We start from the raw sequence: 13,688 nt of genomic DNA, 5'->3' as shown, positions 1-13,688 counted from the left end.
GGCGTTTTGGGTCATTTGTCCTATGCTCCTTTTTCTTCAAAAAACAGCATACGCCTCTTTTTTACTTAAATTCAATCTCTGTATACTTTCTCGCTACTTCTCTTACCTCTTTTGTCAGTCAATCAGGGCGATCGCTGTTTGGTTGATTTTTTAGATAGGCGATCGCTGTTTATGGAATGAATAGGCGATCGCTGTTTAGGTTGCTTTTTGAGAAGGCGATCGCTGTTTATGCGGATGGATAGGCGATCGCTGGTTGATTTGTTTTTTAGAGTGGCGATCGCTATTTGTGGAGATGAATAGGCGATCGCTGTTTATGGAATGAATAGGCGATCGCTGGTTGGTTGATTTTTCTTGAGGAGCGATCACTGTTTGTGCTGGCTGGAAGGGCGATCGCTGGCTGTGGATGATTCATGATATTTTTTGAATACCTGTAATTGAGGGGTGACATGACGTGCTTTCAGAAGCGCAATTAAAAAAATGCTTTTTAGTTTGTCAAAGCCTATCAAGTATGTATTTACCCATTTATCTCGTCAGATTTGATTCACGATATAATGCTATTTATATTCTTGCAGGTGAAGAAACGGAAGTATTGATTGGTGGTAACGGCGAAATAGTGGAGATATAGAGATGATCCAGCCTGATTACAAACAAATGACTCGTACCGAACTAAGGGAGTATATGTTAGCTCACCGTGATGATGAGCAAGCCTTTCACACATACATGGACAAAGTTCAGCAAGAAGCTGTCAAAACTCCAATCAATGATGAAGTAATAGCCGATCCCCAAAAATTTGCTACTTTTATTGAACAAAATAAACAACGCAAACAGCAAGAAGCTACAGTTCAACCAACCAGTTCATTTAGCCAAAACTTTCACAGCACTGTCTATGGTGTCGCTGGTCATGTTGCAGGTAACCAAATCATTAATGTCCAGCAACAAAGCCTAACAATTGCTGTAATGGAAATCCAAGCACTTTTGACACAACTCGCTCAAGATTACCCTGAAGGCTCACCAGAAGAGAAACAAACAGTTGCAAAGATGGAACTTAGACGCAAAGTTAAAGAAGATCCAACCCTTAAAGATCGTTTGCTAAGTGCAATCAAATCTGGTGGTATTGAGACAGTGAAAGTTCTTACTAATAATCCCTTTGTCAGCATTCCACTTGAAACTGTCAAAGGTTGGCTAGAAGCAGAACCTCAAAAATAGATCTTGTGATTATAGCGATCGCTGTTTGTGAGGATGAATAGGCGATCACTATATTATATAGAGCTTGCGGATAAGTTATGATAAATATGAATCATTGAGGATATTCGCCATCATGAAAGAATCATTTACCGCTGTTATCAAGCAATCTAACAACTGGTGGATTGGCTGGATTGAAGAAATATCAGGCGTAAATTGTCAAGAATCCACAAAAGAAGAACTTTTAGAAAGTTTACGGATAACTTTAAAAGAAGCACTTGAGTTTAATCGTTGCGAAGCAATAGAAGCTGCTGGCGATGTTTATGAAGAAGAATTAATAGCACTATGAAGCGTTCTGATTTGCTGCGGCATCTTCGTAATCATGGCTGTGAACTGACTAGAGAAGGTGGAAGACATTCATGGTGGGGAAATCCTAGCCAAAATCGTCGCTCATCCATACCTCGTCACACTGAAATTGATGAAAACCTAGCAAAAAAGATTTGCAAAGATTTAAGCATTCCATTACCGAAATGATTCAAAAACTTGAGATCTGTTCGGTTAGTTTTTTTGAGAGGCGATCGCTCTTTATGAGAATGGATAGGCGATCGCTGTTTGATAGCAATTATTAATCCTATTTTCTTAAATGCTAAACTTTAGATATTTAAAACAACTCTAACAACCAAAATGAACATATCTAATGACATTATTGCCGGTACATCCTCTATGCCTACAAGGCAAGTAACGGAAATAAAGAATCAACTAAGTGAAGCAATTAAGCAGCTATCTCCAGAAAGATTAAAAGTACTTGCAGACTTTGCAGCATTCTTGGCAAATGCCGAAAGTGAAGCTGCAACCCAAGAATTATTATCAATTTCAGGATTATTAGAGCGAGTTAAACAGAATCAAGTAACACCTAAAAGCCAATATATAAATTGGAGAACGGTACGTTCTGATGTATGAAATTTTACTCCATCCTGATGCTCAAAAATTTTATGCTAAGGCAGATAATGCTCTGTCTAAAAAAATTGCTCGATGTTTCCAACAGCTAGAGCAAGATCCGCGATCGCATCCCAACATCAAAGCGCTCAAGGGCGAATATTCAAATTTATATCGGTATCGCATTGGCGATTATAGAATTATTTATTCAGTCGAAGATGAAATAGTGCAAGTGTTTGTTGTGGCGATCGCTCACCGTAGTAAGGCTTATGAAATATAGTGTGTATATAGCTGATTATGGGAATGAATAGGCGATCGCGGTGTACTTTTGGGTGGATGATTTCAAAAACAAAAGAGACCGCACATTGTGCGGTCTCTTTTGTTTTTGATTATGATTTAACGGAAGCGCGATCGCCAAATTCTTTGGTAATCAGCATCATTCAAACCACCTGAAGTGTTCAAGTTATTCGCTTGTATGGATTGATTGAGAGCAGAAATACGATCTTCGGTTGCAGGGTGAGTACTTAAAAAAGCTGGAGCGCCGCCACCGCCTGATCGAGTTAGTTTTTGCATAAAAGCTGGCATCGCCCTCGCCGCAAACCCTGACTTCGTAATATTTAACAAGCCTCGGCGATCGGCATCAAACTCGGCTTCACGGCTATTGGGTAACCGCAACGCCAAGTTAACCCCAATCCCAACTAAGCGATCATCAGCAACACCCGCAATTGTGGCAATACCTTGAGCGATTGCCATTTGTTTCATTTGCTCTAATGAATGACGACCTGAGATATGCCCCATTTCGTGACCAATTACGCTAGCAAGTTGGGCTACATTGTCAGCAGATGCGATCGTGCCAGTATTGATATAGACGAAGCCGCCCATTGTCGCAAATGCATTGAGGTTCGTGTCATCGACTACGCGAAAAGTATAAGGAATATTTGGGCGATCGCTAGTGGGAACTAAAATTTGTCCTAGGCGACGAACCAATGCATTAGCAGCAGGATCTCGACTGATGCGGACTTCTTGCTGAATTTGGCTATCAATCTGTTGACCTAGTGAAACTTCTTCGTTATCGCCAATGCTAGAAAGCTGAATGATTTGGATTGCGGATGGCAGAATGCGAAACAAATCAGATAAGTCAAGCGCATTAGCAACAAACGGATTCAAAGAAACAGCTAACAATAAAGACATCAGTAAAGCGATCGCAAATTTCCAGTAATGCTGAATTCTTTTGCTAGCTGATGCGATAAATTTTTGACTAATTGAATTGGATAACTTAGCGATCGATATTTTCATATTTACAATTACCTCAAACTTTACTAAATCTTATTTTTATCAGCTTTGGACAATATTTAAGCTAGATCCCCACTAAAAAAACTGAAGATGCAGAGACTGAGATCTCCGACTTTTTCTTTGCAATCACAAATCGATTTTGTCAAGCACGCAAAAAGTCGGAGATCTCGGCTTTTACAGTTTTCTTTTCCTCATCACAAATTTTTGTTTTGGCTTTACCCATTGAATAACGATGACGCGAAAATTACAGAGAAAGTTGCAAACTAAGTAAAACCTAAATATTGGTGATGTGGGCTTCCCCCACATCACCAATATTTAGGTTTTGATCTATTACATTAGACAGATATATTTTTGGTAATTTCTACTATAATCAAACATAATAAATGAATAACTTTCACTATTACTCACTATCTTTATTTCCGTGAGGCAAACCGTGTTTCTCACCGCTCCCAACGCTGAACTACTTGACCGCCAATTTTTGCAAAACTCCATTCCTAGAGATCTATTTAAGGCGATCGCTGATCTTAAGAAAGACCTAAATGCGGTCATTCTGGCGCATTATTACCAAGATCCCGATCTTCAAGATATTGCAGATTATATCGGTGACTCCCTCGGCTTATCACAAGCAGCCGTCAATTGCCAAGCAGATGTGATCGTCTTTCTGGGTGTGCATTTCATGGCTGAGACTGCCAAAATCTTGAACCCTAATAAATTAGTGTTACTTCCCGATTTAGATGCAGGTTGCTCTCTAGCGGATAGTTGCCCCCCCGATCGCTTTGCCAAGTTTAAAGCTGAACATCCCGATCATATGGTGATTTCCTACATAAATTGCTCCGCCGATATCAAAGCCCTGAGCGATATTATTTGCACCAGTGCCAATGCTGTAGCGATCGTCAATCAAATCCCCAAAGATCAGCCGATTATCTTTGCACCTGATCGCAACCTTGGACGCTATGTAATGGAACAATCAGGACGAGAGATGTTGCTATGGGATGGGGCTTGCATCGTCCATGAAATCTTTTCTGAACGCAAATTAGTACAACTTAAGCTCAGTCATCCCGAAGCAGATATCATTGCTCATCCAGAATGCGAAGCCAATGTATTGCGCCATGCTGATTTCATTGGCTCGACTACTGGCTTACTGAAGTATGTCCAGAAAAGCGAGCGCCATGAATTTATCGTGGTTACAGAGTCTGGCGTAATCCATCAGATGCAAAAAGCCTCACCAACTAAAAAATTCATTCCTGCGCCCCCTAATAGCAATTGCGCCTGTAATGAATGCCCCTATATGCGCCTGAATACTCTAGAGAAAGTCTATCTCGCCATGAAAAACCGCTCTCCAGAAATAATTCTCGATGAATCTATTCGTCAAGCCGCACTTAAGCCAATGCTACGGATGCTGGAAATGTCATTTACATAAAGAAGGGGCGCTTTGCGCCCCTTCTTTATGTAAATAATATATTGCAAAATCCACGTAAACCTATTGATACAAGCCAATGTTCTCTTTAATGGCGAACTGTTTATATTGTCGATGATTAATCATCAAGTCATCTAAGAGTTGCTGAACTAAATTCCAGTCAGCAAATCCATGACTCGTTTCAGCGATAATCTGTTGGCGGAGAGTTCTAATTCGTTCAAGATTAACTTGTGTCATGTTTTCTTCTTCTCGTCTCAGCAATTCTAAATCTACCGCTCCTGATGACTAAGATTCGGTATCGCAGAACTCAAAAAGCAAGATTTGTGTGGAAATCATGATATGTATAGCTGTCGCCATTCTTGTTAGGACATAAAACCCAAATAGCGTGAGACGGCGCTTCGCGCCGTCTCACGCTATTCATCCTGATACAAATGGCTAAGGCTATAAATCAAAAAAGTCAGTGCAAAGCGCTAACTTTTCTATTTTTTTTGCAAAACTAATATGCCCATCAGCCCGTTAGCGATCGCGTAGTGAGTTGCCTGAGCAAATCCAGCAGCTCTGGCAAGTTTTACTTGCTCAGTACCAATAGGAAATCTTGCCAGACTTGGTGCAATATAGGAATATTCCTCAGTCATTTCAAAGCGATCGGCTAGGGGAACAACCACGCGATCCAAATAAAAATCTTGAAAAGACTGCATCAAGCGATCGCTTGGACGATGGAAGTCTAAAATCGCAGCTGTTGCACCATTTTTCAAGACGCGATGTAATTCGGTTAAGCATTGAGGAATATTTGCCACATTGCGCAAGCCGTAGGCTAGAGTCGCGCCATCAAAAGTATTGTCAGCAAAAGGTAAACTCAAAACATTGCCCTCTTGCCATGTCAGACATTTCTGAATTTTCGGCAAATAGTTCTTGGCTTTATTTGCAGCGATCGCTAATAGTTCTTTAGAGAAATCAACGCCGATCGCTTGACCAGAGGGTGCAACTTTTTGAGCAACTAAAGTTGTCATATCTCCCGAACCACAACAAAGATCAAGCCATTTTTCCCCTTGTTGCGGCTCACACCAACGCAATGCCATTTTCTTCCAGATCCTATGCTGTCCTAGGCTCAGGAGATCATTGAAGCGATCATAAACTGGAGCAATGCGATCGAAAATCTGTTGAATATCAGTCTCCGAAGGTTGAGACATGGGGTTACCTAAAATCTAAAACTTAACAATGGTAGACGCTTAGCAATACGACTACATCCACCATTGCTAAGCATAATCGCTGAGCGGATTGATATGCACGAGTTTTATCATCATGCAACAATGTAATACTAGTAGTTAAGTAACTCAGCATAAGTTAAAAAAACAAAACCAATATCTGTCCCGACCGCATAGCGGTCGGGACAGATATTAGAGTTTTACATTTAACTTTGAGTAGCTACTACTAGATATTGGCAGTAAAATATTTGCCTGAACTATGCAAAAACTTTGGTCTAGTAAAAATAAGCGATCGCAACCATTGCCACCAGAAGGTGAAGATGAAACTTCACCAGCAGTAGAGAGCTTAGATAAAGAAGTTCCCACTTCTTCAGAGGGCGATTTGAAATATTTCTCAAAATTGCTGAAGAAACCCTTTGAATTTCCAATCTCTGCATCTTGGCTGTTTTTAGCTTTGGGATTAGGTGGAGTCACCATTGTGACAATAATTGGATTGCAGTATCTCACAGCCCCTGAGGCAACCCCAGATAGCAACCTTGCCTGTAAATCAAAAATTAGTGGAGATTGGCAAACGCCTTTTGGCAAAGTGACTTTGCAAGAGCAGAGTGAAAATCTAGTTTCAGGTAAATATGAATATGCAAATTTTGAACGCGGGAAAATTGCGGGTGAGTTAACAGGTAAGTTGTCTAACAATGTGATTACCTTTGACTGGAAAGAGACTCCCAAAAAGCAACCACAACAACAAGGAAAAGGAATTCTCGTTTTTGGTGAAGGCTGCAAAGAGTTTTATGGTAGCTACGGTACTGGGGAAAGCACCAACAATTTTGGTAACTGGCAAGGCTCTCGATTGACAAAGTAATTTTTTCTTGATTCAGTGTGATGGCTCAGAGATCAGCCATCACACTGAATCTACATGTTTCTGCAGTCTATATTTTGCTATGTCCAAATCTGCTTACTTATTGCTTGTTGAAACTAGCGCCATTGTCTCCACTAATCCAAATACTTGGCAGGCGATCGCAAAATTAGGGGAATGTCTTTTGCCAGAAGTTGTAGCGATCGAAATTAAAAATATTGCGAATGGTAAAGCCGAAGGTAATGAGTCAAACGCAAAACAATTTCAAAATTCGTCAGATTTGAACTGGCAAGTTACAACCCTAACAGCCAAACATGCTGACTTAGTGATTGGAGCTACTCAAAATCTCAGTCGACAGGCAAGATTGATGATCAATGTTGCTCAAAGTGCAGTTGGGGTAGCGAATGCTCATCCAACACAATGTGTAGTTTTAATTTCTGATGAAATATCTTTACGCGATCGCATTGCGAAATTAGACTCCGAGAACTTATGTGCTATCCCCTCCGCTGTTGCCCGACAATGGTCTAGAACCGATCAAGCACCACCAATTGTGCATCAGTCAATCAAGTATTTACAAAAACAAATCCAAAAACAAATATCTGAAGCAACTAATCAATTTCCACGTCAAACCGATACTATATATCTAGGCACTTCAAGCTCAAGCTCTAATGCTGAACAAAAAATAAAAGACGACCAAAAAGTCAGCCCGAATTATGGACAGATTGCAATAAATCTTGTGAAATTTGGTTTGGCAACAACATTTTTAGTCGCGATCTTATTATTTGGATGGCGGCTAGCGCAGCCCCAAAAATTTCAACAGTTCTGGAAAAAAAATGGTTTGCCACCTTTACCTAAAATATTGGTCCAGCCTAATCAACCCAAACAAAATTAACCAATCTATTCCCCTTATGACATTTCCACAATAAAGACACTGTTGACAAATAGGGATGCAAACTATGGACATGGGCGATACTAAAACAGAATCCTTTGAACTAATCGAAAAGCTAAATGAGATCGGCATTGCCCTCTCGGCAGAAAAAAATACGCCCAAATTGTTAGAGATGATTTTGAGGGGGGCAAAAACCATCTTAAATGCTGATGGTGGGACACTATATCTGGCAACTGAAGATAAAAGATATCTCCAATTTGAAATCATCATGAATGACTCACTTGGGATCATGATGGGCGCAAAACTTGGAGAGCCAATCCCTTTTCCCGCTTTGCCTCTCTATGATGAGGCAGGCAATCCCAACAATACAATGGTGGCAGCTCATGCTGCTTTGTATAAAAAAACGATCAATATCCCTGATGCCTATGTTGCTGATGGCTTTGACTTTGCAGGAACTAGAGCTTTTGACATCAAAATGGGCTATCGCTCAAAGTCATTTTTGACTTTGCCCATGCTTAATCATGAGAATGAATTGATTGGGGTGTTGCAACTAATCAATGCGAAAGGCTCTAAAGACAATGAGATTATTGAATTTTCCAAGGTCTCTCAGCGCATCGGCGAGTCTTTAGCATCCCAAGCCGCGATCGCCTTAACTAACAACAAATTGATCGGTCAGTTTCGCGAATTGTTTGAGTCATTTATTAATCTCATGTCTGAAGCGATCGACAAAAAATCGCCCTACAATGGTGCTCACTGCCGACGTGTCCCCACCTTGACGATGATGATCGCAGATGCTGCTTGCAAAGCTGATTATGGCATTTTTAAGGATTTTGAATTAGATGAAGATGAACGTTACGAACTGAAAATTGCTGGGCTACTCCATGATTGTGGTAAGGTCACCACTCCAGTGCATGTGATCGATAAAGCCACGAAATTAGAAACAATTTTTGATCGTATTCACTTAATCAATACTCGCTTTGAAATATTAAAGCGGGATGCTGAAATTAGTTTTCTCAATCAAAAAATGGCTGCGATCGAGTCTGGTAACCTCACCGTCATTCCTGAGTTGGAAGAAGCATTTCAGCAAAAACTTGCCCAATACTCTAGCGATCAAGATTTTCTCCGCATTTGTAATATTGGGGGAGAATTTATGAGTGATGAGTATAAAGAGCGCTTGCAAATAATTGCCACCTATCGCTGGATTGATCCTAAAGGTGCGGAGGTAAATTTCTTGACTGATGATGAAGTGTACAACCTGAATATTTCTAGAGGAACACTTACAGCAGAGGAGCGCAAGACGATTAATGATCACATTGTGGTCACAATCGAAATGCTTGAGAAACTTCCTTATCCGCGCAATCTGCGTCGTGTACCAGAATATGCTGGCGGTCACCATGAACGCATGGATGGTAAAGGCTATCCAAAAGGTCTAACCCGCGAACAAATGTCTTTACCTGCAAGAATGATGGGAATAGCCGACATTTTTGAAGCGCTTAGTGCTAAAGATCGCCCATACAAAAAAGGTAAAACTTTGACAGAATGCCTGCAAATCCTCGGTAAAATGAAGCAGGGTAACCATATTGACCCTGATTTATTTGATTTATTTGTCAGCGAAAAAGTTTATTTGCGCTACGCCAATGAATATCTTGATCCCGATCAGATTGATGAAGTAGATGAAAATAAGATTCCTGGTTACACACCTCCTTTTGCTTACTTTTTTGATACCTAGATAAAAAGTATAAAAGCTAGTAGCAGCAGCGCGTAGTGCTGCTACTAGCTTTTATACTAATAAGTTTGCTAGATATACTGGTTGAAAAACTGCTATAAGATACTTTCTGTTTTGCAGATTATCTCCTCAAAAAATTGATTTTGTACCTATTTATGTTCGCCCAGTTTCGCTCTCAATATCCTCAAGGTCGTATCCAGACAGAGATGCTACCTAAAATAGATGGGCTTCATGCTTTTAGGGCGATCGTCTCTGAAGGAGATGCGATCATGGGTACGGCTACGGCTGTAGATAGCGATCTCGAAATAGCTGAAGATCGGGCTGTAAAACGCGCTCTTGCGATCGCGGGGCTTGCCTTCGACAATAGTTTTGATCATAACTACGGCAATTATGGAGGGCGATCACCGATGTTAACGCAAGTATCGCGGGAGTCAGCGATCAACTCTCTCCCATCAGCTAACTTTAATACATTAGGGGCGGGTGGATCGGGTCAGATGACTGAGCATAATGATTCCCCCACGACACATACGATGCAGACCATTCATGCCGAGTCAGCCATAGACTATGCCACTGAATATGGAGGGAATGATTATTTACCCGAAGCTGATGTAGCGTTATCTTCTTTATCGCATCCGACGGAAATGACTGCACCGAGCAAGTCCTCAGCTCCTCAAATTTCGCCTGAGCCTGTTGATCTATCAGACGCAATTTCTAAAATCGATGTGGAGATGGAGCGGCTAAGTTGGACTAAAACACAGGGTCGCGATTATTTGGTAAGGACTTTTGATAAAAAGTCACGTCAGCAATTAACCAATGATGAGCTGTTACAATTTCTCAGTCATTTAAAATCGCTACCAACACCACATCGACAGGCAGCAAATGACGATTTCTTCTAAAATTATTTATTTAAACCCCCTATAAAAACTCGCTAAGCGAGTTTTTGTAAATCCAAGGCATCTGTGCATGAAATCTCTCAATTTCAAAGAAGAACTTAGTTTACTGATCCGTGCTAAATGCCCGATTATTTATGTCGTGACATGGGAAGAAGAGCGTGCTGAAAAGGCGATCGCCCAAGTTGCCCAAGAATGTGGTCCACCTCGTCAGATGCATTATTACGATCTCGTGCGTGGTTTTGAGCATAATCAAGAAGCTAAAAACAATTTACTGCAAGCTTTGCAAATTGTTGAAAATAGCGATCGGCAAACGGCGACTATTTATGTATTTCGAGATTTACATCGACGATTAGCTTCACAGCGTCTCGACGAGATTTTAGTCCGTCAACTTCGCAATCTCTATCGAAGTTTTCGCAATTCACGGAAAACTTTGATTCTGTTGAGTCCTTTATTAGAGATGCCATCGGAACTCGAAGAACAAGTAGCGGTGCTCTATTTCCCATTACCTGAAAATACCGAAATTCGGAATATCATCGAACAGATGATTCCTCCTGAACAGTTGCGAATGCAAGGTAATAGCCTTGAACAACTGATTAAAGCTTGCATGGGTATGACCCGCGATCGCATTTGCCATACGTTATCTAAATCAATAGTGCAGAAACATTTTCTCAATGAATCAGATATTGATCGGGTTTTAATTGAGAAGCAAAAACGGATTCGCCAAACTGAGTTTTTAGAATTTTTTACACCCAATGAAACGCTAGACAGCATTGGCGGATTAGATAATTTCAAACTTTGGCTGATGCAGCGTCAGCAAGCTTTTTCTGACGAAGCAAGAGCCTTTGGCTTACCGAATCCTCGCGGTGTTTTATTGCTAGGCATTCAAGGCACAGGGAAGAGCCTCTGTGCGAAGGCGATCGCTAATCTTTGGCGGTTGCCACTATTACGATTAGATGTGGGTCGCTTATTTGGTAGTTTGGTCGGACAGTCTGAAAGCCGTACCCGCCAAACGATTCAGCTAGCTGAAGCCCTTGCACCTTGTATTCTCTGGATTGATGAAATCGATAAGGCTTTTGGAGGTATCTCTAATAGTACAGGCGATTCGGGAACCAGTCAGCGTGTATTGGGAACGCTACTAACATGGATGCAGGAAAAATCTAGTCCCGTATTTGTCGTTGCTACAGCAAATAATATCCATGCTTTGCCACCTGAATTATTGCGGAAAGGGCGATTTGATGAATTGTTCTTTATTAATCTACCTACCTATGAGGAACGCAAAGAAATATTCTTGCTCCATTTGAAACGTTTTCGTCCGATGGAATTGCGCAATTTCGACATTGATCAAATGGCTGCAATTTCTAAAGAATTTAGTGGCGCAGAAATTGAACAGGCGATCGTTGAAGGTATGTATCGAGCTTTCCATGAGCAGCGCGATGTTAGTACTGAGGATATTTTAGGCGCGATCGCAGAAACCTATCCCTTAGCAAGTACGGCTAGGGAACAGATTAGCTTCATGCAAGCATGGGCAACTCAAGGCAGAGCGCGGAGTGCTTCACGGGGTGAAGTAATTGATATCCCAAGTGATAAATTAAGTGCGAAATTAGGTGATATTACTTTGATGGATAATGCAACTAAAGCCATAAACGACAAGTCAAGAGGTAAACATCGTCCTTTACCTTTACCACCTTTACCTCAAATTAAATCCAGTTCTGACTCATGACCTCCAATCCTGCGCCATCCTTTGAAAACCCAGATTTGCCTCAATTGCAGGCCATCAAGGCGCATTTGGATTTAGTGCTACTTGCCTTAGAATCATTGACGGGACTTGGTTCCGATGAAATGTTGGCGGTCGCCGAAAAGCTAGGATTTGAAGAGATTTTAAGCGATCGCATTACGTTATGGCGCTTGCGGCAGGCTAGCCCCTTACGCAAGGGCAAGGGGCGCAAGAAGCTAGATGTTGATGAGGCGAGGGCTATGACTTTAATTAGTTGTACGCTTGCCGCACAGCAACAATTTCCAATCCGTAATGCGGTTGCTCAGTTAGAGAAATGTACAGCTCTAAAGCGTACGCCTCACCGCGAACCTATCTTGGGTGATTATCTTGATCGCTTTAATAGTCTGTATCAAGAGCGGATGGCTGAGGAGGAGCAAGCTAAACCTGAAGAGATCCAGCGCTTAGCCTTAAAACTATTAATCGATCTTTTGTTTTACAGCTCCCAAATTGGCTCACGTCGTTTGTGGGTTGCCTTGTTTGAGCGATCGCACTAAGAGTTTTTTGTAGTGCCTTAAGGTGAATTCAAAAAAGTCGCAATCAGTTATAGTGATATGCAAGTAACAAAGATTAATTTTTTAAGAATCTGGAGAATTATTAATGTCCATTTCTATGTATCAGGTTGCAGTTCCTTCCCTAGTGCGATCGCTGAATAATTTAGTCGCCATTTTAGAAAAGGGAGCGGCTCATGCTGAAGCAAAAAAAATCGATCCCGCTGTGCTTATAGCGAGTCGCTTGTATCCCGATATGTTGCCGCTCAGCCGTCAAGTGCAAATTGCTTCGGATATTGCTAGACGTGGTGTAGCAAGGTTGGCGGGTACTGAAGCACCAGCATTAGAAGATAAGGAAACTACGTTTGCGGAACTATGCGATCGGCTTAAGAATGTACTTACATTCATCGAGTCTTTCACTCCCGAACAGATTGATGGTTCTGAAGAAAAAGTAATCACTTTACCTATGGGTAAAGAAACAATGACTTTTGCAGGACAAGCCTATTTACTGTTCTTCATTTTGCCAAATGTCTATTTCCATGTGGCAACTGCCTATGACATTCTCAGGCATTGCGGTGTTGAGCTAGGCAAGCGTGATTTCTTGGGTGCTCCTCAATAATTGACTTGAAAGCAAAAGCTCTTGATGGAGGCGATAAGTATTTGTCAGTGCGATCGCCTATCCATCAAGCAAATTTACATTATTATCATCTAGACTTCTACTTACAACAGCTAACAATTGCAAGAGAAATTGGCGATCCTATTGGAGAAGTAACTGTGCTTGGCAATCTGGGTATTACTTACCAAGAACTTAGGGATTATAAATTAGCAATTGAAAGTCTCTCTCAATAGAGGATTGAGCTATAGCAATGTAAGAGATAGCTAGGACAAATCAAAACCCAAGTAAGTGAAGGCGGCACGAAGTGCCGCCTTCACTTACTTGGGTTTTATGTCCTAAGCAAACCTTACATTGCTATATATTCTTGGACGATCGCATTCAAGCAACTTCACTAAAAGTACTAAAATCAGATTAGA

Annotated in this window: 19 protein-coding genes; 15 read left to right on the top strand and 4 right to left on the bottom strand. The window is 41.2% G+C overall.

What is annotated here, in order from left to right:
• Positions 1-195: 195 nt before the first annotated feature.
• A complete protein-coding gene (locus PseudUWO311_RS24170) occupies positions 196-366 on the bottom strand; it encodes a hypothetical protein (RefSeq protein ID WP_190303581.1) in 171 nt (56 codons plus the stop codon).
• An 85-nt stretch (positions 367-451) separates the two neighbouring features.
• Here PseudUWO311_RS24170 and PseudUWO311_RS24965 point away from each other — a divergent pair, with 85 nt between their 5' ends.
• The 6 genes from PseudUWO311_RS24965 to PseudUWO311_RS19810 all read left to right on the top strand — a co-directional run bounded on the left by PseudUWO311_RS24965 (position 452) and on the right by PseudUWO311_RS19810 (position 2,398).
• Positions 452-625 (top strand): DUF6888 family protein, encoded by a 174-nt coding sequence (locus PseudUWO311_RS24965; RefSeq protein ID WP_411730149.1) that lies wholly within the window; start codon positions 452-454, stop codon positions 623-625.
• A 2-nt stretch (positions 626-627) separates the two neighbouring features.
• Positions 628-1,206, top strand: coding sequence for a DUF6887 family protein (locus PseudUWO311_RS19830; RefSeq protein ID WP_142656951.1), 579 nt, complete (start codon positions 628-630; stop codon positions 1,204-1,206).
• Positions 1,207-1,318: 112 nt separating this feature from the next.
• Entirely contained in the window at positions 1,319-1,531 is a 213-nt protein-coding gene (locus PseudUWO311_RS19825) for a type II toxin-antitoxin system HicB family antitoxin (RefSeq protein WP_142656950.1), read from the top strand.
• Positions 1,528-1,716 carry a type II toxin-antitoxin system HicA family toxin gene (locus PseudUWO311_RS19820; RefSeq protein ID WP_142656949.1) on the top strand — a complete coding sequence of 63 codons (189 nt, stop codon included), beginning with the start codon at positions 1,528-1,530 and terminating at the stop codon, positions 1,714-1,716. The genes PseudUWO311_RS19825 and PseudUWO311_RS19820 overlap by 4 nt, the downstream gene beginning before the upstream one ends.
• A gap of 189 nt (positions 1,717-1,905) precedes the next feature.
• Complete coding sequence (locus PseudUWO311_RS19815; protein ID WP_223807650.1) at positions 1,906-2,142, top strand: hypothetical protein; 237 nt, start codon at positions 1,906-1,908, stop codon at positions 2,140-2,142.
• Entirely contained in the window at positions 2,135-2,398 is a 264-nt protein-coding gene (locus PseudUWO311_RS19810) for a type II toxin-antitoxin system RelE family toxin (protein WP_142656947.1), read from the top strand. Before PseudUWO311_RS19815 ends, PseudUWO311_RS19810 begins: the two co-directional genes overlap by 8 nt.
• A 116-nt stretch (positions 2,399-2,514) precedes the next feature.
• Here the strand turns inward: PseudUWO311_RS19810 and PseudUWO311_RS19805 are convergent, their stop codons facing one another.
• Positions 2,515-3,414, bottom strand: coding sequence for a M48 family metallopeptidase (locus PseudUWO311_RS19805; protein ID WP_142656946.1), 900 nt, complete (start codon positions 3,412-3,414; stop codon positions 2,515-2,517).
• A 406-nt stretch (positions 3,415-3,820) separates the two neighbouring features.
• Between PseudUWO311_RS19805 and nadA the strand changes: the two genes are divergently transcribed.
• Positions 3,821-4,831 (top strand): quinolinate synthase NadA, encoded by a 1,011-nt coding sequence (nadA, locus tag PseudUWO311_RS19800; RefSeq protein ID WP_411730152.1) that lies wholly within the window; start codon positions 3,821-3,823, stop codon positions 4,829-4,831.
• 60 nt (positions 4,832-4,891) lie between these two features.
• Here the strand turns inward: nadA and PseudUWO311_RS24160 are convergent, their stop codons facing one another.
• Together PseudUWO311_RS24160 and ubiE are read right to left on the bottom strand one after the other, a co-directional pair.
• Positions 4,892-5,065, bottom strand: a complete 174-nt coding sequence (locus PseudUWO311_RS24160) for a hypothetical protein (RefSeq protein WP_190303579.1) — start codon at positions 5,063-5,065, stop codon at positions 4,892-4,894.
• Positions 5,066-5,307: 242 nt separating this feature from the next.
• Positions 5,308-6,018, bottom strand: coding sequence for a bifunctional demethylmenaquinone methyltransferase/2-methoxy-6-polyprenyl-1,4-benzoquinol methylase UbiE (gene ubiE / locus PseudUWO311_RS19795; protein ID WP_142656944.1), 711 nt, complete (start codon positions 6,016-6,018; stop codon positions 5,308-5,310).
• 274 nt (positions 6,019-6,292) lie between these two features.
• Here ubiE and PseudUWO311_RS19790 point away from each other — a divergent pair, with 274 nt between their 5' ends.
• The 8 genes from PseudUWO311_RS19790 (at position 6,293) to PseudUWO311_RS19755 (ending at position 13,505) form a co-directional block, all read left to right on the top strand.
• Complete coding sequence (locus PseudUWO311_RS19790; RefSeq protein WP_142656943.1) at positions 6,293-6,892, top strand: hypothetical protein; 600 nt, start codon at positions 6,293-6,295, stop codon at positions 6,890-6,892.
• A gap of 79 nt (positions 6,893-6,971) precedes the next feature.
• Complete coding sequence (locus PseudUWO311_RS19785; protein WP_142656942.1) at positions 6,972-7,778, top strand: hypothetical protein; 807 nt, start codon at positions 6,972-6,974, stop codon at positions 7,776-7,778.
• Between the two features lie 64 nt (positions 7,779-7,842).
• A complete protein-coding gene (locus PseudUWO311_RS19780) occupies positions 7,843-9,504 on the top strand; it encodes an HD family phosphohydrolase (RefSeq protein WP_190303582.1) in 1,662 nt (553 codons plus the stop codon).
• A gap of 152 nt (positions 9,505-9,656) precedes the next feature.
• The gene (locus tag PseudUWO311_RS19775; protein WP_142656940.1) at positions 9,657-10,397 is read left to right on the top strand and encodes a hypothetical protein; all 741 of its coding nucleotides are present in this window, start codon (positions 9,657-9,659) and stop codon (positions 10,395-10,397) included.
• Between the two features lie 67 nt (positions 10,398-10,464).
• Positions 10,465-12,114 (top strand): AAA family ATPase, encoded by a 1,650-nt coding sequence (locus tag PseudUWO311_RS19770; RefSeq protein ID WP_142656939.1) that lies wholly within the window; start codon positions 10,465-10,467, stop codon positions 12,112-12,114.
• Complete coding sequence (locus PseudUWO311_RS19765; protein WP_142656938.1) at positions 12,111-12,662, top strand: DUF3038 domain-containing protein; 552 nt, start codon at positions 12,111-12,113, stop codon at positions 12,660-12,662. Before PseudUWO311_RS19770 ends, PseudUWO311_RS19765 begins: the two co-directional genes overlap by 4 nt.
• A 103-nt stretch (positions 12,663-12,765) precedes the next feature.
• Entirely contained in the window at positions 12,766-13,275 is a 510-nt protein-coding gene (locus PseudUWO311_RS19760; RefSeq protein ID WP_142656937.1) for a DUF1993 family protein, read from the top strand.
• 5 nt (positions 13,276-13,280) lie between these two features.
• Positions 13,281-13,505, top strand: coding sequence for a tetratricopeptide repeat protein (locus PseudUWO311_RS19755; RefSeq protein WP_142656936.1), 225 nt, complete (start codon positions 13,281-13,283; stop codon positions 13,503-13,505).
• Positions 13,506-13,688 lie beyond the last annotated feature (183 nt).

The organism is Pseudanabaena sp. UWO311 (assembly GCF_006937785.1).
In the GTDB taxonomy this organism is placed as follows: Bacteria; Cyanobacteriota; Cyanobacteriia; order Pseudanabaenales; family Pseudanabaenaceae; genus Pseudanabaena.
This window is presented reverse-complemented; position numbering and strand designations above follow the sequence as displayed.